This is a genomic window from Microbulbifer sp. (assembly GCF_051659245.1).
Classification (GTDB): domain Bacteria; phylum Pseudomonadota; class Gammaproteobacteria; order Pseudomonadales; family Cellvibrionaceae; genus Microbulbifer.
Genome location: NZ_JBOFOC010000121.1, coordinates 1 through 22,533, shown reverse-complemented (window position 1 = coordinate 22,533; position 22,533 = coordinate 1). Strand labels below are relative to the sequence as shown.

Sequence of the window (22,533 nt, the reverse complement as noted above, 5' to 3'; positions counted from 1 at the left end):
CTGCCCGACGGCCATAACCCGGAACCGGGGTGTCGGAGAACAGTAAACCTCCAGCAGCCAGCCTGCGGAGTCGTTTTTTAACAAACAGGTAAAAGTTAGGATTGAACGGCTGGCGGCGCGTTCGGAGCGGCCACTGCGCGCAATCGCGTAAGCCCTGTGCCCGGCGCCCGCCAGACCGTTCGTTTTTTTGACTTCGGCCAACATCGTCAGCCACGACAAGCGAGACCGGCTCGAAAGCCTCACCAACGGCGAGAACGAGACCACCCGCTACAGCTACGACCTGAACGGCAACCGCACCGGCGAGGAGAAGCCCAGGGGCAGCAGCACCACCTATGTCTACGATGCATTAAACCGCCTGGATGAAATCCACGACTACCTCGGCGGCATCAAGGAAACGATTTAATAATCGGCGAAATCTAGATGCTGGTGGGGCTGTGCCCTCAGGAGGGCTTTCAACTCAACCGAGTGTACCACAATGACTGAGATAGCCGATTTTTTGGATCATCAAGAATATCCCAACGTTAGCGGGGTAATATTTCCCGATGGTTTCATTCAATTAGTGACTGTGTCCGTCAATTGGGGGCCGCCTCCTAGCTTTCAAGTTGAGCTTGATGGGATGACCGCAGTCGAAACTCTCAAATCTCAAGGGCAACTTTCATGGAGCGACGGTGCGATATTGGGAAAAACAGTTTCAAATGATGAGGCTTTTGAGGCCGTGTGTGGCGAAGGTGATTTTGGGTCTGATGGATTTGTTGCCGTAGTTCACGCCGAGACACAAAAGCTGGCATGGTTAGCTGCGTTCAATTGCTCAAATCTATTTAAGTGCGTCAGCTTCAAAGAAGGCTGTGTCTGCGCTGAATCTACAATTGGAACTGTCTGGTGCTTTCCCTTAAGCGATCCTTGCCAATTTGTGATTGAACAAGGAAGAGGGCATTCATTATCTACCAGAAAGGATCGATAGGGTGTGCGGCCGAGCAAGGTCGATAATTCCAGTGGGTGAAAGTCCCACTCCGGCAAGGTAGGCCAGCCATCGGATAGCAAGTATCGGGCAGGCGGGAGCGATCCTGCAAGGCTCGGGGTCATGCAAGGCTCGGGGTTGTTGAGGTTCCGGTAGGCGCTCCCACAGATGGAGATGCATGGGGGGGGATGGGCGCACATCAATGACTGGGGTGAGGTGGAGAGGCTAAAAACCGGTGTAAGGGAATATGTGAAGGTAAGGGAATATGTGAAGGTAAGGGAAGATGTGAAGGTAAGAGAGGTAGACTAGATGACGATAAACCTTGAATACCTGAAAGGCAGGCTGTCTGCAGCTAAGCATGAATGTTCAGTGGATCTTGATTGTGCTTTTGCTGAGCAGATCCTTGCTTCAACTTCTTTTGAAGAGAGAGCTACTAGCCTGGAAAGATATTTGGTTTCTTATGCCATAAATCGCTCTAGATCTAGAGCTGCTTTTGCTGAAGAGAGTGACTTGGAAGTTTATGGCTTAGAGAGTTTGATAAAAGTTCTCGAAAAAGTGGACCCTGATAGTTATATTGATTTTTATGAGGTGGCAACAGATAAATATGCAGGGACTTTCTTTGTCTATATGTGCGAATTAGTTGGTTATGGTTTTGTTCGTAGAGGTAGTGGAAGCTCTAGAAGAGGGCTTTGGCTTAATGGCGAACAAGAGCAGTAAACGCAAGGAGCTCGCCAGCGATCGATAGTATCGATAGGGCCGGAATTTAATGCCGCTACCTTAAGCCGAAAATCGGAATATTTGTAGGATGGGCAAAGCGTAGCGTGCCCACCAAGGTCCCGGAAGATGGGCATGTCGCTACGCTCCTTTGCCCATCCTACGACCGAAACAATGCTTAAGGTAGCGGTATTAGGCTCGAACTCGATTGAAAAAACAATGAAAACAACCACGACTAGATTGTCCTGAGGCAGCTGAATCCGGGCTCATTAGAGTCGGCGTTTTCCTGGAAAACAGGTTCATGAATCTTGGCCCCGCCGACGGCCAAAGCCGGGGAACCGGGATGTCGGAGAACAGTAAACCTCCAGCAGCCAGCCGGGAAACCTGCGCTGTGGGAGCCTGCCCTACAGGCGATTGTGACGGTGCTATCGGTAGAATCAGTTTCGCCAGCAGGGCTGGCTCCTATGGGGGAGATGTGTGCCATTCAATCCTGACTTTTACCTGTTTTGACAGAATTGCTGACAACACTCAGCAGGAAATTGACAACACAGAGACCGTTTATTTTTGCGGATTAAGACCAATGAGAAAAATCCTACTACTTATAGCACTCCTGTTCTGCACGTCGACGCTGGCCGAAGACCGCCAGTTGCTGCAGGGCATCAGGGTGATCACCACGGCGGTGGCAGATAAGAAGGCAGTGATCAAGCTGCCTCAGGAGAAGGTTCGCCTGGTAGCCCCGGGGGATTCCCTGGTAGAGGGCCGCTACACCGTGCGACAAATCCTCGGCAACCGGTTGGTGCTGCAGGAGCAGGGCAGTGCCGGGAAGGCCGGTGACTTGCTGTGGGTGTATGTATCCCGGGAGGGCGAGGCCTCGCGGATCCAGCGGCTTTCCTCCCGGCCCTCGGCAACCGCATTGGTGCCGGGCCTGACCGAGAGCCTGATCGGCGAGGGCGCTCCGGTGCCGAAACAGTAGGTCGGCAGGGAATCCCTACCCAGTCCCCGTTTTGCCCGCCTATGCCTGTAGGCGTGAGCCCGCGGTTGGGGGCCTGTTGCGCTTCAAAGGCTGGCGGAGTCGCGGGAATGAGGTAGGGGCGCCTGTACCCGATGTGGGGCAGGACACAAGAAACAAAAGAATTGAAAGCAGTTTGCGCATTACCATTAGGGGAAATTATGTTCGGGTTTGCTAAGTGGGTTAGCCGCGGTAACAAGGTTGCCGGTGCGGCCCTGGCGACATTGAGCCTGTGCTGGAGTTCGCAGGGCCTCGCCGGCGCCTCCGGCGGCGGCGAGCCGTTTGAGATTCCCCAGGGGGCCTACCTGGCCGAATTCGTGGAGGACCGCGACGGCATCTCGGTAATGCGCTTCAGCGGCAACCTGGATCTGAATCTCGCCGACGGCTCCCTGAACCAGGCCGCACGCGCAGTGATCGCACAGGAGTTCTATGAACACCATCCGGATATCTACGATTTTATCGTAGTGTTTTCCTCGTTCGAATACGATACCGGCGATGCGCTGGCGTTCCATATCGGTGCCCGCAACGACGTGCAGGGGATCGGTAAGCCGCAGTTCGATCTCAGCCAGTCTTACGGTAGTGATGGCCGACTGCGTGGCTATATCGATATGGCAGCCGCCAGCCGCTACGAGTTGAGTCCGCTGGAGCCGGCATTCGACAACGTTCTTACGGTGCTGGCCCACGAAACCCTGCACAACTGGGCCGCTCAGGTGGAGGTTCAGAAAGAGGGGCAGGCGCCCAGCGATATCCTGCTGGGCAAGGACGGTTCCCACTGGAACTTCTTCCTTGATTCCCGCGCTTCGGTCGAGTACGGCCACCGTTGGCGCGACAATGGCGATGGCACCTTTACCGCCGTTGCCGCCCAGCGCTTTTTCAGTCCGCTGGACCTCTACCTGATGGGCTTTAACACGCCGGAAGAGGTGCCGGGTTTTTATGTGATCCAGCCGCAGGAAGGGACTGAGTTCTCCCGCTTCGACCTTTCCCGCCCGGGTGTCACCGTTACCGGTACCCGGGAGGACTTCTCCATCCAGGACGTGATTGCCGCGGAGGGCCCGCGGGTTCCGGCGGTGGCCGATGCACAGAAAACCTTTAATTTTGCCTTTATTTACCTGGTCGATGCCCAGGAAGAGGCACGGGATATCGATGTGGCGCGCATCGGCGAGGTGCGCAAGGCCTACGCCGAGCGCTTTGCCATCCTGACCGGCGGGCGCGGTATCGCCAATATTTTTCCGCAGGGCAAGGATGCGGAGGTTGGCTCCGTCGAGGAGGTGGGCTCCAGTGATGTGACCGGCCGCCAGGACGGCGGCAACGTACAGGCCGGTGTCGAGTGGCTCACCAGCCAGCAGGATGCCCAGGGTTTCTGGGCCGACAAGACTTCCACGCGCCTGCGGGATACCACGGCGGTAATCGAGACCCTGGAAAACCTGGGGCGCAGCTACGACCGGCAGTTGGCGATGGAATGGCTGCTGGCGCAGCCGGTGGCCGACACCGACTCCATCGCGCGGGTGCTATTGGTTGCGGATGCGGGTGCGGATGCAACGGCCTTGCTGGAGCAGTTGAAGTCCGCGCAGCGGCCGGATGGCGGCTGGCCGCTCAAGCCGGGGCTCAGCAGTGATCCGCTGGACTCGGCGCTGTCGGTGCGCGCGCTGTTGCGCCACGGCGACATGGAGGGGGTTGTCCAGGCGGTGAATTACCTGAAGTCCGCACAGTTGCCCGAAGGCGGCTGGCCCGCGGTCGCCGGTGGCGCGCCGGACCTGGCCACCACCCTGTCGGTAGCGGATACCCTGCTGGCGGTAAACCCGGCGGATGTCCAGGCACGGCAGGCGGGGCAGTGGCTGGTCGCACGCCAGAATGCGGATGGCGGTTTTGGTACCGGCAGCAGTGAGATTCACCTGACCGCGGAAGTCATTCGCATTGCGGGCCTGTTGGACCTGCAACAGGCCTACAACCAGCCGCTGGCCCGGCAGTATCTGGCCGACCGTCAGTCCGAAGCCGGCAACTGGGGCGGCAGCATCTACGCCTCGGCCATGGCTGCACGGGCTTTCCGCCAATTGGAAGCCACCAACCTGCTGGTGGATCAGGTAGCGGTCAATCCGGCCACTCCGCGGGACGGCGAACTGGCGGAATTGCGTGCGGTTGTGCGCAACGACTCTGTATTGGAGGCGGGGCCGGTCTCGGCACAGTTCTATGACGGCGATCCGGAAAACGGAGGTGTTCCGATCGGTGATGCGATTCCGCTCGGGGCCAGCTCGCCAAAATCCTCCCGGGAAGTCAGCGCTTACTGGGATACCACTGATGCGAGCAGCGTCGATGGCGGGCTGCACGATATCTACCTGGTGGTGGATTCCACTTCTGTCCTGGCTGAACGCAATGAGAATGACAATACCGGCAGTGTGTCCGTCGTGGTGCAGGCGCCGGTGGACGGCGTCGAGCTGGAGCTGGATGCCCGGGCCCTGGCGGTAACCCCGACGACCACCCAACTGCTGCCGAACTCTGTGGCGGTCTCCGCGGTACTGCGCAACGTGGGCAGCGAGGCTGCGGCCAGTGTGACCGTGGAGCTCTGGCGCGGTGACGCCGGCTCCGGCGAATTGCAGGACAGCCAGCAACTGGCTGTCGATGGCCGCAGTACCGCGGCGGTCAATCTGGTGGGCTCCATCAGCGCTCCGGGCACCCAGGCCTATACCCTGGTGGTCGACCCGGCAAACGAATTTGTTGAGCAGGATAAGGGCAATAACCAGGCGGTGGTTTCGGTATCCACCGAGCCGGCGCTGGACCTGGCGGTATTCGCCGAGGATATCGCCGTTTCCCCGGCCAGCCCGTTTATCAATACCGATGCGGAATTCTCCGTGGGCATCCGCAACCGCGGCACCCAGGATTCTCCCTCCGTTAACGTGCGCTACCTGGTAAACACCGGTAGTGGGGTACAGGAAATCTATACCAGTACCGTCGCCATCGAAGCCGGGCAGACCGCGGTACAGACCATCCCATGGCGGGTGGACACCATCGGTGCCCTGGACCTGGTGGTGGAAATCGACCCCGCCAACGATGTCCCCGAACTGGATGAAGACAACAACAGCGCATCGTTTTCATTCAATACCGGCATTCAGCAGGGCACCAATCTGGTGACCAGTTACAAGGATATCCAATTCAGTAGCAGTCCCGCCTTTGAGGGTGCGGGTGTTTCCATTAGTACCGCTGTTCGCAATACCGGTACCGAAGACGCAACTTCTGTGGAAGTCGCCTTCTACGATGGCGACCCGGATGCTTCCGGCGTATTGCTGGGCACAGAAATTCTTCCTCAGGTAACAAGCGGGGAAAGTGTGCCTGTTGAATTCCTGTGGTCAGAAATTCCCGGCAATGCAGACCGCGTGATCCACGTGGTGGTGGATCCGCAGGGCAATATCGCCGAATTGGACCTGTCCGATAACCGAGCCTTCGAGAAGCTGCCGGTGGAGAGCCTGCCGGATCTGGCGGTGAGCGGTTCCAATATTGCACTGGACCCGGTATTTCCCAAGCTAAACGATACCGTCAGTGTCAATATTTCCGTGGTGAACCAGGGTAATCAGGCAGCAGAGAATGTCCTGGTGGAGCTCTACAAGGAGGGTGTCCGGGTAGGCGACGCCACCTTGGTTCAGGTGGCCGGCAATAGCTCCGCCGTTGCCAGTATTCCGGTGGTCTTCGACCAGCAGGGACGCCAGGATCTGCGAGTGGTGATCGATCCGGCCAACAGTATCCGCGAATCCAGTACCGCGAATAACGAGGCCACGCGGCAGGTAGCGATCCAGGACGGGAATTTCTATGTGTCCGAGAAATACCTGTCCCCGGAGGGGGACGGGTCGCAGGACACCACGGAATTCTATTTCAACCTGCCGGAGGCCCGGCGGGTTTCCGTGGAGCTGTTGGACAAGTACGACCGTGTAGCCCGGCGTTGGGAAGAGGATTTTGCCAGCCCGGTCAGTGCCGGCAGCGTGCGTTGGGACGGTCGACGCCAGGGTGGTTCAGTGGCCTCGGACGGCAACTTCCGCTTCGTCGTGCGGGGCGAGACAGGTGATGTTCTCGGCCAGGCATCCGTGGTGGTGGACACCAACCGCTCTTCACTGTCGGAGGCGATTGGCACACCCTATGGGCTGGAGCGGAACTTGACCTGCCGGATTGGCAAGGTCCTGCAACCTGAATATCGCGAGAGTGGGAGCAGCAGCGATCAGGCGATCGGCTCGGGCTACCGGGACCTGCTCGCCTACAGTCCGGATGACCAGTATATCTATTTTGCCACTTACCTGGACCCTTACGAGGATGACGGCCAGACCTATACCACCAATGAAAAGGTCAAGCACCCCTCCGGCGTTTATCGTGCCCTCCGGGACGGGACCCAGGTCGAGCGGATACTCCCCTACGGAGATCTCGATACGCGAAAAATAACCAAGTTGACACCGTCACCCGATGGGCAGCGCCTGCTGATTTCCACCAATGACAATCACCCGGGTAGGGAACGCATTAATCCCCAGTTCTGGCTGGTCAACACCGTTGGATTGGATGTGGAGCGGATGCAGGAGCTGACGGACGGGTCCAGGACCCGTTATATCGGTGATGCCGTTTTTACCAAGGGCGGGGAGCGCATTGTCTATGTGGTTACCGATGGCACTCGCTGGTCCGAAAACGATTATGAAGTTTACTCGCTTGACCTGACTAACACTCCATACACCAGTGAACTGGTGGGGGTGATTCCGGACCAATCTCGTTCCGACACCTTGCGGCTGGATGTGAACAAGACCGGCGACCGCGTGTTGGCGCATTTCAGGGGAAATTATGAAAACAGAAGGTTTTCCGATTTTTATCAGCAATCGCGCCCGCAAGCCTACCTGATTGACGTTGACGCCAACACCATCTCCGGGCTGGGAGAGGCCGCGGTGGTGGCCTGGTCACCGGAGGGTAACCGGCTGGCGCTGGCTCAACACGTTGAGCGCGGTGTGCAGTTACTCGACAAAGACGGCAATCTGGTGCAGGAGTATCCGTTGCCGGCCCAAGCCACCAATGATTACGAACAGTTTCTGCGCAGCGAATTCGATCACAAATACTGGGGTATTTTCCGCGGTGTGACGTGGAATCCCGACGGCAGCGAGTTCGCGGTGCTGTTCGAGGATCATGCCAGATACATGCTGTCGGGCTATTTCAGCGGGCCGGGCGTCCACCCGATGGACGCCTACTTCGATATCTCCGGGGAGGATTTCTCCGATATCGGCGGCCTTTACACCGTGGACCTGCAGACCGCCGAGGTGCGGCTCCAGGCCCGGGCAGCGCCACTGCCTTTCCCTTATTATGGTGATAGTGGAAGGCTGCGCTCGTTCCACATCTCGGTCTGGGACGGCGAAAGCTGGACCAAGATCGAGGAGGTGCACCTGGGATCGGCACTGGAAACGGTACGGCTTCCGATATCGGAGGCCCGCGTCGACGCCAATGGACAGGTAAAAGTAAAAATCCAGCAGCTTGGCCATGAGGAAGCCCAGATAGAACTGGCGGCCCTCGAAGTCGGTGGCCGGCTCCTTGCCCCGGAATCGGCCGTCTCTCAGCAGACCGGCCGCGAGTTGGCGGAACTGGTGGCCGCAAGCGATAACCGCTGGGCGGACGTCTGGAACCAGACGGTGGAATTTACCTGGAATGTAGGATCGGACGCAGAGCCGCGGAACCTGGTTTTCTCCGCGCGGGAGTCTTCGCCATCGAAGTTGCCCCTGGTGCATTTCTCATATCCCGACAAGAGCGGCTACTACGAATTTCTTCTGGGTGGTGGGGCCAATATCGCGGTAGATGGAATAATGAATACCGGCGATGATCTCGGCAGCCCGGCGTTCGTCACCTTGACAAAACCCGATACCGGGCATCCGGATGAAAACGTCTACGGCTATATCGGTTCCGACCACAAACACCTGAAAGTAGCGGTGGACTTTACCGTCGATACCACGGACGGCGTGGACGACTGGGCCAGCGTCGAAATACTGACGGACAGTGGTTGGAGAACATTTACGCTCAATGGCCACGACGATACCTGGGGCGCGGTCAGTTTTGTCCAGACCAGTAATGCGCCCTGGGAGCATCACTACTATGAATTCGAGATACCACTGAGCGAAATTGGCAAGTCTGTCGGTGAGGTGATCCAGTACCGGGTGCATGCCTTCGGATCGGCGGCCGGGAACGATTATGAAGATTACCTGACTTTCCTTGGCCGGCTCGGCCTGCGGACCAACGACAGCGGCTACTACTTTGACGGGGAGACCCCGGTCTTCCTGTGGAGTACCGACTATTATTGGTACCGGGATTCGCTGCACACCACCCTGGAATGGCTGCCGGGCGCACGGGAGGTGCTTCTGGGGGGCTACCACCCCGATGCCTTGGACGGCATTAATTTGATCAGTTTTGATCAGCCGGCTGCCAGTAAATTTATTTATGAGGACCGCGGTTACCGTGGGGGGAGTCAGGCTCCCACGCTCACCAATACCGGCAAGTTCCTGGCTATGTATCAGGACCAATTCGACAACCGCTGCGCCGATGGGGAAAGCTACGGGTTCAAGCAGTTTCGTTCATTGCTGAATGGTACCGCGGACCTCTTCGCCGTACGCTCCATTTCCGAGGGGGGCGTGATCTTGCGCGGTTCGGCGATGGACAAGAACTTTGCCAGCTATACGCTCGAGTACTCCACCGAGGCCGCTCCGGACAACTGGCGGCAGATAGTGCCCGCCGCCGGTGAGCCGGTAATTGATGGCAAGTTCACTACCTGGGTGGCGCCTGGCCTCGGGCGTTACAATATTCGCCTGACCGTCAAGGACCTGGCGGGCAACGTACGCCGGGAGATTCGCTCCATCGCGGTGTCCGAGTCGGCCAGTATTCGCAATGTGTATCGCCAGCCGGCGTACTTCTCGCCCAATGGTGACGGGGTCCAGGATACGGCCGCACTGCATTTTACCGTGGCGGAGCCGGTCAACCTGTTGGTGGAAGTGCTGGATTCCGAGCGCAATGTAGTCCGGCAGTTTGAGAATTCCTATTCCGATATCGGCGCCGATGAGGTGATCCTCTGGGATGGCCGCAGCGATGCGGGGCAGCTGGTACCGGAAGGGGAGTACACCTTAAAGGTCCAGAAGTACGAGTATCAGGTGATTCTGGATGTGACACCTCCGGTTATCGATTCCCGGGTGAATTCCCTGTTGGTGCCGAAACCGGAGCTGGTTGACGGAGAGGATTCCTGTATCCCCAATTTCGCCAGTGCCACGGCGGATATTTGCCGGGTTGAGCTGGATCGGAAGATCGGTGCGGCCCTGGATGATGCCTACGGTATCGAGTCTTTCGGTCTCGAGTACCGGCGTCTCGGGGAGGCCAACTGGTCGGAGCTTCCGGTGTCGGAAGGCTATGACGAGGCCACGGTAGTCTTGCCGGGGCGGGGGCAGCAGAAGCGTTCGCTCGGGGAACTCCAGGGCGGGGACTACCGGTTCGTCGTGGCGGACTACGCCGGCAACCGCAGTACCCTTACCGTGCCCGCCGGGTTGAAGAGGCACCAGCTGTATATCACCGGAGCCCAGTTGGAGAATGTGAATTTCCGCGATGCGCCACTGGGCACTTTGCGGGAAATTGCCGGTATATCCATTCCATACCTGGACACCGGACTGGATGCGCGCCTGTCTGCCAACCTGCCCGACCTGGCACCGACCCTGATCGAGCTGTCCTCCACCCTGGAATCGCCGGTGGCTTCCGTCGATGTCCTGCTGGATGAAACCGACGGCGACGGGAAACTGTTGGGCGAGCCGACCATCGTGACGCCCATCCGGGCGGTATTGAGACGTGCCGTCGGGTGCAGCACCGAGTCTATCTGCTTCGAATACGCGGACCCCTCCTCCCTGGACGAGCTTTCCCGAGGTAGCAGCTACCTGGTTTGGGACCCGGCCAACGCTGAACTGGGTGACGGGGAACACTTCCGCCTTTCGGTCCGAGTTCGCGGCATCGATGGCAATGAATTTGTCTCCAATCCGGTAGCCCTGAGTGCGGTCTCGGATATTTTCGGTATCCGGGAAGTCATTGTTGCCCCCGACAACCCGGACCTGCTGCCGGAGGTGGATTTTTTCGCGCAGGCCGCGCCGGGCCCCGAGGATATCCTCGCTCGCGAGAAGTATGACGGTGGCGCTGTGCATGTGTCGGAGCGTGTAGTGCCCGCGGAGTATGACAAGTACGTGGTGGTGGTGGCGACTGCACTGCCGGGAGAGATTGGCCGGGTCGAGTTGACCGGTAGCAGTGAAGACCTGCCGGAATTCGCCATTGCCCGAGCCGACATTACCGGGCATACGGCGCTCAGGTACAAGTTTGATGGTGGCGTTGCCGGTTTCGCCTATGCGCTGGATGCCTCCATCCTGCAGGAATGCCAGAGTTACTCGCTCAGAGCCAGATTCTATCGCGCGGACAACCCGGAAACGGCCGAGGATGAATCCGGTGAACTGTTGACCGAAGTTTCCGTCAACCTGGAGGTCCCCTGTGTGGAGGTCCGTGCCAGTGTGCTGCCCGAGTTGTCCGAACAATGCGACACGGCTTCGCCCAATCGCCTGTTGTTCCGCATGAAGGCCGCAGGGGCAAGCGAGGCCCCGACCCCGGGAGCCGCCGCGCTGCTCAGTGAAGTGGATTTGGTAACGCTGACCCTTGCCCGCCGGGACCAATCCACTGGCGAGTGGACCGATGTGCTGTACAACGTCAACGAACCGGTATTTGGCGGTGAATACGACTTTGCCCTGGACACCACGGATTTTGCCGCCGGCAAGGAAGAGTTCCTGGTCGAGTTTGTGGATACCCTGGGTCGTGACTATAAAAAGCGCCTGGCCGCATTTATCGACAAGACCGCGCCGGAGATCCAGATTGAGTCCCCCGGCGCCGGCGACCAGGTTTGTGCCGTGCACCTGCCGCTGGAAGACGAGACCGCGAATGTCGTGCCCGTGTCCGGCAGGATCCGCGGTGATTCCCCCATGGTTTATTACGGGACTGCCGCCGCGGAATTGGTAGGAACAGAGGAGCCGGGCACGTTTACGAGCGGATTTGTTCCCGGCTATATCCGCTCCGGTGCCGATGGAACACCGCAGTCTGCCTTTACCTGCGCGGGCTCTTCGGGTGGTTCGGTAACCGGCCAGGATTGTGCGGTCGATGTCAGCTGGCCGTCGCAATATGCCGGCAAGTCGCCGGTGCGTTTCCCGTCGAGCGGTGAATACGTCGCGCTCGGCTCGCTGGGCGTACTCCCGACCCGCCATAGCGGTACCCTGGAATTCCACTATTCCGCCCATGACTGGAGCGGTATCCGTGCCTGTCGTTCCGTGGAAATCGATGTGGATGCCGACGTAACGGGTTTCACTTCACAGGTCGGCGGTGGAGCTCCAGGTGCCGGAAGTTACGTTTACAGCGGCACCGGCTATTCGCGAGTGCCTGTATTCGCCCCCCTGCTGGGCAATGAGTTCTCCTTGATCCGGACCTCTTTCGCCGTGGAAGAGGCGGTTGAGGCGACGCTGTCCGTTTACACCACGCAACCGGACCCGGAAAACATCGAGGGACTCTCGCTCGGCGAGCTGACGGCTACCCCGGTATCCGGGTTGGCGGCGCTCGAGGGAGAGACCATCCTGGAATTTGATGGCCGCGATGACGGTGGCAACCCGCTTGCAGATGGCATCTACCTGTTGCGCCTGCAGGTGACCGATGCCTGTGGCAACAGCCGCGTTGCCGAACACCTGGTAGAGATCGACAACACCGCCCCGCTGGCTTCACTGACTTACCCCGTCTCCGGTACGCCCATCGGCCTGCTGGTCGATGTGCTGGGCAGCGCCAGTGATCGTCACCTGGCCGGCTACCGTGTGGAATACCGGCGGTCCGGCGACGCCGGCTACCTGGAAATTGCTTCCGGAAGAGCGCCGGTGAGCGATGCTGTACTGGCCAGTGACTGGAACACCTATGGCTTGGCCGGTGAGCTGGAGTTGCGGGTATTGGTGACCGATATCGTGGGCCACCAGTCCGTCGCCCAGGAAACCTTCACGGTGCCCGAGCGCACGGACCTGATTTCCGAACTCGAGGTGATTGAGCCTTTCTTCTCCCCCAATGGAGATGGAGTCAAGGACACCAGTGGTATACATGTGCGGTTCGAACAGCCGGTGCTGGCGACTGCCACCGTGGGCGATACTCCGATTGTGGAGGCCGTCGCGTATGAGGCTGGTATTCACCGTATTCAGTGGGACGGTCGTCTTGCCAACACGGTACAGCCGGATGGAACCTATGAGATCGTGCTGGCGGTGGAGAGCCAACTGGTGTCCGGCTTGCGGCAGGAAGAGCAGGTTTCCCTGGCGCTGGATAATACTTTGCCGACACTCCTGCCGGACAATACTGAAGGCGGCACGGCCTGGGTTATGGGCGGGGAGAGCCTGGTGGGAACGGTCAACGATACCCACCTGGAAAACTACGCATTTACCGTGACCGATGGCCCCAGCGCTGTTGGTCAGGTGGTGGCTACCGGTGCTGTGCCGGTAGTCTCCGGTACACTGCTGGATACCGGTTCCGGCCCGTTTGTCGACGATGGCGAGTACCAACTTGGTATCGCCGTGACCGATAAGGCCGGCAATCGGACGCGGCAGGAGATACAGCTGGTTATCGATAGCACGCCTCCTGTGGCGCGTATCGATGACCTGGTGTCGGGGAATTTTGTCAGCGGCAGCCTCCAGGTAAACGGTGCGGCCACTGATGACTATCTGAAGTCCTACACCCTCCAACTGGTGGGTGCGAGCGGCGGTAGCGCCAGCCTGTCCCAGGGAGAATCCGCGGTGGAAGGCGAGCTGGGCGCATGGGTGAGTACGGAGGCCCCCGATGGCGAGTATCGCCTTGCATTGGTGGCTGTCGATTTTGCGGGCCACGAGACTTCAACTGGAGTCGACATTGTCGTCGACAACACTCCGCCGGAAGTCTCTGTCATCCAGCCCCGGGACGGAGGTTACCTGACAACTGAAGCTGGTTTTACCGGTACGGTGGCGGATTCTCACCTGAAGCAGTATGAATTGGCGATAGCGGCGGGATCCGTCAGCGACAGCGATGATCCCCGCTTCCAGATTCAGTCTGTGGGCGCGGGCAATATTAGCGGCGGTTTCCTGGGAGAGTGGGCCAGCCCGCCGCAGGATGGCCCCTATACCCTGAAACTTTCGGCAGTGGACAAGGCCGGCAACCGCAACCGGGTGCTGGTGCCATTCGAACTGGATACGACGCCGCCGGATTCCCCGGTGCTCGAGGAGGTGAACCTCGACAAGGAGGCGCAGCGGGGCGATCTCACCTGGTCCGCGGTAACCGCGGACGATCTGGCCGGTTACCTGGTTTACCGCAATGGCCAGGCGATAACGCCCCAGCCACTGGAAGCGACCAGTTTCCAGGACGAAAACCTGCCGGAAGGGGAATATCAGTACTATGTGGTTGCCGTTGACCAGGCGGGCAATGCCAGCCAGCCTTCGAATGCGCTCGACCTGGTGCTCGACCTGACCCCGCCGGATGTGTGGATTGCATCGCCGGCGGCTGACAGTGTGGTATCCGGGCTGGTGAATATCCGCGGTACCGCCCACAGCGCAACAGACTTCCGGGCCTACCGGGTCTACGTGGAGGACGCCCAGGGTAATGCCACTTTGCTGGTGGAATCCTCGTTGTCCCTCAGCGCTGAGGAACTGGCCCAGTGGGATACGCTTTCCCTTAAGGACCCGGCGGGTTACACCATCCGTCTGGAGGCAGAGGACACTTACGACAATGTGGGCAGTGTGTCCGTGAGAGTATTTCCGGATAACCTGGCCCCGCCCGCGCCGCAGAACCTGCAGGGCACATTGAGCGGAAGCGATGTGAGCCTTACCTGGGATGCGCTGGCCGGTGTCGATGACCTGGCGGGCTATCTGGTTTTCCGTGGTGAGCAACTGCTGGGAGCCTCCGATATCACGCTGGACGCCTTGTTGCCCTACGCCCGGATGGAGAATTCGGCGGCGGACAATGATCTGGTGGACGGAACCTACGTGTATTCCGTCTATGCGATTGATACGGCGGGCAATATCAGCGAGCCCTCCGAGCCGGCCGAGGTCAGCGTCGACACCGGAGCGCCCCAGGCGGTGATCGTCTCACCCGCAGTCGGCTCGAGTTTCGAGTTTGCGACGGAACTGACCGCGGAAGTAAATGCCAACGATGTAGCCAATGTGCGCTTCGAGTACCGGGCCAGCGGTGACACTCAGTGGTTACTGGCGGGGGCCGATTCCCGCGAGCCCTTCACAATAAGTTGGGATACCTCGGCGCTTGCTTACGGTGCTTATGAACTGAGGGCGGTCGCTACGGATACCGCCAATAATACGGATCCGGATCCGGCAATGATCGCGGTTTCCAAGGCTGACCTGATGGCTCCTCCGGCAGTGGCGAGCCTGGACCTGTCCGTGGACGGCGGCACTGTCTCGCTGGAATGGCCGGCAGTTGAAGCCGAGGACCTGGCTGGTTACCACATTTACCGTTCACTTGAGAACAGCAGCAGCCCAATGCTGCTGACTGCCACGCCGGTGAGTGGTGTTACCTACCTGGACCAGGGCGTGGCGGACAACAGCTACCGCTACCATATTGTGGCCGTAGACATGGCAGGCAACGAGGCCGACCCGAGTCCCGAAGCCTCGGCAACGGTCTTTACCCCGGTGGTCAATACTCCCTGGACACCCACCTCGGAGGCCAGCGTGGCTTTCCATGTGGAAACCCTGCCGGGCCACGACCTGACGCTGGAACGGTTTGACGGCGGCACCTGGGTATCGGCCACCAATATCCCGACCGGGGACGCCGGCACAGTGGATATTCCCGACTTTGCTCTCGCGAGCGGGGAAAACCAGCTTCGCTTTACCGTAGTGTCCAGCGAGGGCAACCGCGGCAAGCCGGTGAGTCGCCGGATCTATAAGGCCCCGCTTCCGTCGGCGGTGAATGGTGTGGAGGCCGTTGAGAGTTCTTCTGACGGGGTGGACGTCAGCTGGCTGGAAAATGATGTCGGGGAGGAAATTTTCGGATACCGCCTGTTCAGGGATGGTGCCGCTGTCGACGATACCTATGAGCCATTCGTTGCCGCTGTTACAGCCGAACCCAACAATTATTACACCTCATTCGCGCCCACCCGGGCCGTCAACGACAATTATTCTCAATGGCGGCCAACGGAGTTGCCGGTCACACTTGAACTCGGGTTTGATGAACGCCACCTGTTCACCCAGGTCGATGTGCGCTGGTTCTCCCCCTTCGAGCAGTCGTCCGACTATGCACTCTATGGTTGGGATGGGGCCGACTGGACCTTGTTATATACCGCGCAAAACACCTCGGAAGAACCTGTAAATCAGTTGGTGCTGGAGCGTCCATACCTGACAGACCGGCTCAAGATCGAGTTCAGGAAGCCGCGGGGTTTTGACGCCTTTGGCCGGATCCGCCTGGAGGATATCGATATCACGGCGATTCCGGTGGTAGCCGGCGCGCAGCAATCCGACCCGGAAGTATCCCGAGGCGAGTATGCGTACCAGGTATCGGCGGTGAATACCTGGGGCCTGGAAGGTCCCCTGTCCGATCCGGCGGAAATCACAATGGGCGACTTTACCGCACCGGAGCCGGTGGTACTGAGCGGCGTGGGCCAGGAGAGCTCAGTGCAGCTGAGTTGGACTGCGAGTGTGTCCGCAGATGTGAACGCCTATACCGTCGAGCGCAACGATGTGCAGGTCGCCTCTGCCTCCGGCACTTCCCTGGCTTACACCGACCCGGATCTGGCAAACGGGACCTACCGTTACCGCGTATTCCCCGTGGATACCGCGGGCAATGTGGGTGCGGCTTCCAATGCTGTGGACGTGGTCGTCAATGTATCCCCGCTGGGCGCCCCGGTTTCCCTTCGGGCGGTCAATGATGAGACAACAGGTAATATCTCGCTGTCATGGCAGCCCGCACCCGGGACTACGCCGGCCAGCTATACACTGTTCCGCTCGCTGGAATCCGGCACGGGTTACAGTGAAGTGACAACTACGCCGGAGCAGGATTACCTGGACCGGGATGTACAGTCCGGGACGACCTACTTCTATGTAGTAAAGGCGGTTGATTCCCTGGGTAATCAGGGCCTGGCTTCGGAGGAGGTCAGCGTGACATCCCTGGATACGCAGATCGGGGATACCCACATCCTGATGCCGGATCCGTCGCTCAGCCATACCCTGCGTGGTTCGGCAGTCGGTGTCTCGGGAACCGCGGAGCCCGGCGCCAACGTATTCCTGATGAAGGACGGGGAAGTGATTTCCGAAAGCCCGGCAAGTGCCTTGGAGGAGTATTCTCAAATAGCTTTCGAGGAAATCTATAGTGTCGTGACCGGGTTCGATGGCTCGATCTTGATGGCTGGGCAGGACATTAACTCTGAGGCTGGATATTTCCTGTATGCCAATGGCGTGTGGCGAATGCTCGATGGGGAAGAGATTTCCAGCAAAATCGGTAATCCCGTGCTCGATGGGGGTGAGATTGGCGACGAAATCGGTAATCCCGTGCTCGATGGGGAAGAGATTGTCGGCGAAATCGGTAATCCCGATACTGACGAATTTATCCTGTTGCCGGGTGGTATATTGATACGCGATTACTTTAGCGGGGCACTGTATCGGTACGACTTGCAGGCCGACACCGTCACCAGGGTTACACAGGGAGAACTCTCCGACTTGATTGATATCAGGGGTTATATCCCGCGGCTGAACGCACTGGTACTGGAAACCTCTGTCTTTGCTGCAAACAAGTACTTGTTGCTATACCTGGATGATTTTTCACTGGAACCCCTGCCGCTGCTTGGTGATGACTCTTTGGCGGTCGCTGTCAGTGGCGAGAGGATCCTCTACACATACGAGGACCCCGATAGCGTGACCGAACGCTGGAGTTTGTATTCCTACGAGGTGGAATCCGGCGAAAACCGCTTTATCGCGGGTATTCCCGAATCCCGGTCCGCGCGGGTTTACATGGGGAGCAATGACAAGCACGCGCTGGTCGAGTCGACCAATATCGACACGGGCTCGACAGATACATTCCTCGTGAATATCGAGGACAGCTCTCTAACGGAGTTGATGCCGGAGTTTGCTAATGTATATCCATTGGGACTATCGCTCGACGCGGGGAGAGCCACTTTAGCGACCTATGATGGTAGTCGGCAGCAGAATTATCTCCTGGATATCGATAGCGGTGAGATGGTCGAGTTTAACGAGGATTGTTATTGGACCAGTATAGGTGCCTTGTGTACCAGCTACCCCTACGCCTCCCTGCTTCCGGAGACGGGTTCCTTCCACTTCAGTTCGCAGCCGCTACAGCTGGGGGAAAACCTGTTCACGGCATTTGCCATGGATGCGACCGGTAACCTGTCGACCGACAGCGAGACGCTGGTGGTCAACCGCAAGGGCAGAAGGTTGGGGGACCTGGTGGTGAGCCTGACGCCGTCACCGACGATCCTGAATGAAGGCAACAGCACTTCTGTCAACCTGACTGTGGGCAATGAAGGAGAAGCCGGCACGCTGGGAACTTCCGTCCAGGTCGTAGCCGTCTTCGAGGACGGCGTCTTTGAGGAGATCGGTGATGTGGCGATTGCGCCGCTGCCGGTTGGTACCGCCGTTGATTACTCTCTCAACTGGCAGCCCCGGAACACGGGGAGCTACCAGGTTATTGCGACAGTGGACCCGGACCTGCTGGTTGAGGAAGCCTCCGAGCTCAATAACACCTCCCTGGCCACGGTGGACGTTATCGGGCAGGCGGGGCCGCTGCTGGCCCTGGAGCTCTATGGCTCCCAGTCGGCACCCTACCAATTCAGTGCCGATACCGGCATCAGTGGTCAGCTCAAGCTGGTGAACGGCGGCCCGGTGCTGTCGGGAGAGCTGAAGCTGTCCGTGGTGGATGCGCAGGGGTATCCGGTTTCAACCCTGTATTTCGAGTCCCTGGACGGCCTGCCGTTTGGCGGCGCCGTTGAGCAGGATTGGGTCTGGGATACCGGCAGCACCTGGGCCGGCGACTACAAGCTGGTGGCGTCACTGTTGCCGGCTGGCGGCACGGAGATTACCGATGAGGTGGCGTTCGGGATTCTCCCGGACACGGAGATAGTCTCTGGAATCTCCAGCGGGGCGAGCAGCTACCGGCCGGATGAATCCGTACGGCTGACCTCGGTACTGCGGAATGCCGGTTCCAACCAGGTGTTTGGCGGCGGCCGGCTGCGGGTCTCTGTGACCGATTCCACGGGGGCGCAGGTGTTTACCAGCGAGCGCGAGGTGGGCGAGATCATGCCGGCGGGGCAGTCTGTATCCGGTGTGGACTGGGCTGTGGATGGGGCGCCCGCCGGTACCTACACCGCGGCTCTTGCCTTGATGGAAGGAGCTGCAGTGGTATCTCAGGCGCAAACCCGGTTCACCGTGCGGGCGGCGGCGCCGGTACTGGAGGGTGTGCTGGAACTGCCCGTGGCTAGCTTGCCCCAGGGGGATGCGATTGAAGTGAGCTACACCGTCCGCAATGCCTCCAATAGCGGTGCCCCGGCCACCAGCATTTTGGTGGAAATGACCAACGTCACAGATGGCGGTGTCGCCGATACGGCCACGGCGGTGTTCAACGTGGACAGCGGCTCCGTGATCAGTAACCAGGCCAGCCTCTCGGGCGACCAGTCCATTGGCAGCTACCAGGTTGTGCTGAAAGCCACGTTTGTCTATGAGGGCGTGACTTACAGTGCCGAACTGGCTCGCGGTTCCGTGGAGATTGTCGACGGCGAACCGCCGGAAGTCTCCCTGGTTTACCCGGCGGAGGGCGCGGTTGTGAAAGGGGTGGCGAACCATGTGCGCTTGCGTGCGACTGACAGTGTTTCCGGCGTCGAACTGGTGGAAGCCAGCCTGAATGACGGGGACTGGAAAGAATTCGACAAGAGCGAGACATTGGCCAGCGAGTACCTGGCGCCCTTGGCTGGGCTGCCGGATGGCGACTACAGCCTGCAGGGCAGGGCCGCGGACGGGCTGGGCAACCTCAGCGACGCGCTCAGTGCGACCTTCTCCATCGATAATACCCCCCCGAGCATTGCGGTAAGCGGTGTGGACGACGGGGTGGTGTACAACGCGGCGGTCTCCCCCGAGGTACAGGTAACTGATCTGCACCTGGTGGAGTCGAGCCTGATGTTGAACGGCGCAAGCTTCACCTCCGGTTCCCCGGTAGAGGCCGATGGCGAGTACCTGTTGGAGATCACCGGGCGGGACCAGGCTGACAACTTTGCCAGTCGGATCGTCCTGTTCCAGGTCGATACCACTCCGGCGCAGATCTTCGTCGAGGGCATTACCGATGGGGCTTCCTACAATACCGCGGTCGCACCGGTTGTGACGGTCACCGATGCGGGGGAGACGACGCTGGATCTCAGCCTGAATGGCCAGCCGTTTGAGTCGGGCAGTGCGGTTGCCGAGGAGGGCAGCTACCTGCTCGAGGCCACCGCGGTGGATCTGGCCGGTAACCTGAGCCAGGCCTCCTGGCAGTTCACGCTCGACCTGACTCCGCCGGCGGTGCCACTGGTTGTTGAGCCGGCGAGTGGTGCCACGGTGGACACCGACCTGGTGACGCTCCGTGGTACCGCGGAGGCGGAAAGCCTGGTGTCACTCAGTGATGGCACACAGGTTCGGGTGACCCATGCGGACGACCAGGGGGTATTCGAGTTTGCCGACGTCCCGCTCACTAGCGGCGCCAACACCTTCAGCCTTTGGGCAGAGGACAATGCCGGCAACCGTAGTGACTCGATGGATTACACTGTGACCTATGCGCCGGCGGCAGAACTTTCCCTCACTGCCCAATTGGTCACCGGCAAGCGGGTGCTGGTCTGGCTTCCGGAGAGGGATATCCATAAACATCCTTCCTGTTTGTGGGGGGAGCACCACGGGCACGATCCGTTCTATGCCCACTATGGTCACGATACCGAAGCCCTGAATACGCTGGTGGGGGCCGCTCTTGAGGAGGCCGGTTTCGATTACCTGGTAGTGCGTAACGTGGAGGAGTTCCGTGCGCAGTTGAGAGGCCAGCAGTTCGGCAGCATTCTCGTGGGGGCCCCGCATGTGGAGTTGGGACTTGGCTTGATCTTGAACGGAGAGGTCTACCTGGAAGTGCGTGGTGCAGTGGCTGCGGGCACCGGGCTTACCGTTGTTTCGACACATCCGGGTTTTGTGAAACGCTGGAGCAAGTTGTTTGGAGGGCGCCTCAAAGGTTCGCTGGATGAGGTGGACGCCCTGGAGCTGGATGGCGATTTCGGTACTCTGTCTGGCAACTGGAGCCCGTCCTATACAAAAGCCCTGCAATATGTGCCGCTCAAAGGGGGCGGGAGAGGCCGCCTCAAGTACGGCTGTGTAGCCGGCGGGAAGTGCAAGTCGGTACCGGGAGTCATCTTCAACCAGTACGCTGAGGGGAAAGTGGCACTGGTACCCTTCAATCCCGCGGCCTTGCCGGAGGATGTGATGAAGGCGTTCATCGGCGAGGCGGTTGAATATACGATGCCGGCCAAGGCATCTTTGGTGCCTGGCGGAATTGCGGAGTCCAAGTGGACACTCTCCGAGGTTTCGCCGCCTATGCACCTTGCCCTTGAAGTGGACCTGGTCGGTGATGGACTCTGGACTGATATCGGAAACGATGGAGAGATTTTCGGCGAGACTGCCCGGTGGTTGCGTTACTTGGAGGATTCCAGTCAGACCCACTTCTCTGGCTTTGTCGGTCTGACGAGTGACGCAGGGAAATACCAGCTTAATGGTCGTGCAATAGCTGGCAGTGACTTCAGCCTGCCTCCAAGCGATACAGCGGGGCTTGAGTTCGAGGTGTACCAATCCTCCGCCGAACTCGGTAACGCGCTGATCCACTACCTGGAAGCGCTCGATGTTCGTGGGTTCCAGCACTTCTTCAGAAATATAGCGATTGCTAAAGTCAAAATGGCGTTGAGTGTCGAGCTGCGAGAAAAGAGCGACGCTGAAAGGGCTATGCATTGGCTTCTGGGCGCAATTGCGATAGCGGACATTCTGGAAAGTGAAGAACTGGATCGACGGATCGGGGAATTGCTGAAGGTTTATCAGGCCGCCTGGGCCCGTCTGCCAAACGCGGCTGGCCCAAGGCCTCCGGGACATCCCTGGCAATGGTACCGTGACGGCGATTCGGGAGAGGCTCCGGGTTTCTGGGGTGTGAATTGAGTTTGATCTGGCAGGCGCTGTAAATGGCTGTAAAAAATCGCTCATGTTTGGCGAAGGGCAGATTCGCAGCAGCCTACGCCGTGGCGGGCAAAGCGCCCCGAGCTGTCAATTATCTTGCTTAATATATGGGGTTATTCTGGCGACTAAACTGGCAGAGAATAAACCAATGGCTGAGACCCTGGAGATTTTCCAACTGGCGCAATCTCTCGGCGAAGAACTGCACAAGCGCAACTGGCACGCCACCGCGGCGGAATCCTGCACCGGCGGCGGTATCGCCGCGGCCATCACCTCGGTGCCCGGCGCATCCAACTGGTTCGAGGGTTCGCTGGTCAGCTACGCCAACCGCATCAAGCGCGACTGGCTGGGTGTGGCGGAGGAGGACCTGGAAAGTTTTGGCGCGGTGAGCGAGCAGGTGGCGCGGCAGATGGCCAGCGGCGCGCTGGCGGCCATGGATGCCAATATCGCTGTGGCGGTGAGCGGCATTGCCGGCCCGGATGGCGGTACCGCGGAGAAGCCGGTGGGCACGGTGTGGATCGCCTGGGCCACATCCGCGGGGCAGGAGCCGGTGACCATCCGGGCGCAGTGTTTCCATTTCGAGGGAGACCGCGCGGCGGTCCAGGCGCAGACGGTGGCCG

At 59.5% G+C, this 22,533-nt stretch carries 6 protein-coding genes; all 6 read left to right on the top strand.

Features of this window, described 5'->3' with window-relative positions; translation table 11 throughout:
* The first annotated feature begins 187 nt into the window (after nt 1-187).
* A complete protein-coding gene (locus ACRC0P_RS12865; RefSeq protein WP_438631524.1) occupies nt 188-403 on the top strand; it encodes a hypothetical protein in 216 nt (71 codons plus the stop codon).
* Nucleotides 404-475: 72 nt separating this feature from the next.
* Nucleotides 476-961, top strand: a complete 486-nt coding sequence (locus ACRC0P_RS12860) for a hypothetical protein (protein WP_438631522.1) — start codon at nt 476-478, stop codon at nt 959-961.
* Nucleotides 962-1,267: 306 nt separating this feature from the next.
* Nucleotides 1,268-1,675 carry a hypothetical protein gene (locus ACRC0P_RS12855; RefSeq protein WP_438631520.1) on the top strand — a complete coding sequence of 136 codons (408 nt, stop codon included), beginning with the start codon at nt 1,268-1,270 and terminating at the stop codon, nt 1,673-1,675.
* Between the two features lie 577 nt (nt 1,676-2,252).
* Nucleotides 2,253-2,645 carry a hypothetical protein gene (locus ACRC0P_RS12850; RefSeq protein ID WP_438631518.1) on the top strand — a complete coding sequence of 131 codons (393 nt, stop codon included), beginning with the start codon at nt 2,253-2,255 and terminating at the stop codon, nt 2,643-2,645.
* 197 nt (nt 2,646-2,842) lie between these two features.
* Nucleotides 2,843-21,898, top strand: coding sequence for a CARDB domain-containing protein (locus ACRC0P_RS12845; protein ID WP_438631516.1), 19,056 nt, complete (start codon nt 2,843-2,845; stop codon nt 21,896-21,898).
* 166 nt (nt 21,899-22,064) lie between these two features.
* Nucleotides 22,065-22,533, top strand: a 469-nt coding sequence (locus tag ACRC0P_RS12840) for a CinA family protein (RefSeq protein ID WP_438631514.1), incomplete at its 3' end; no start/stop codon positions are given.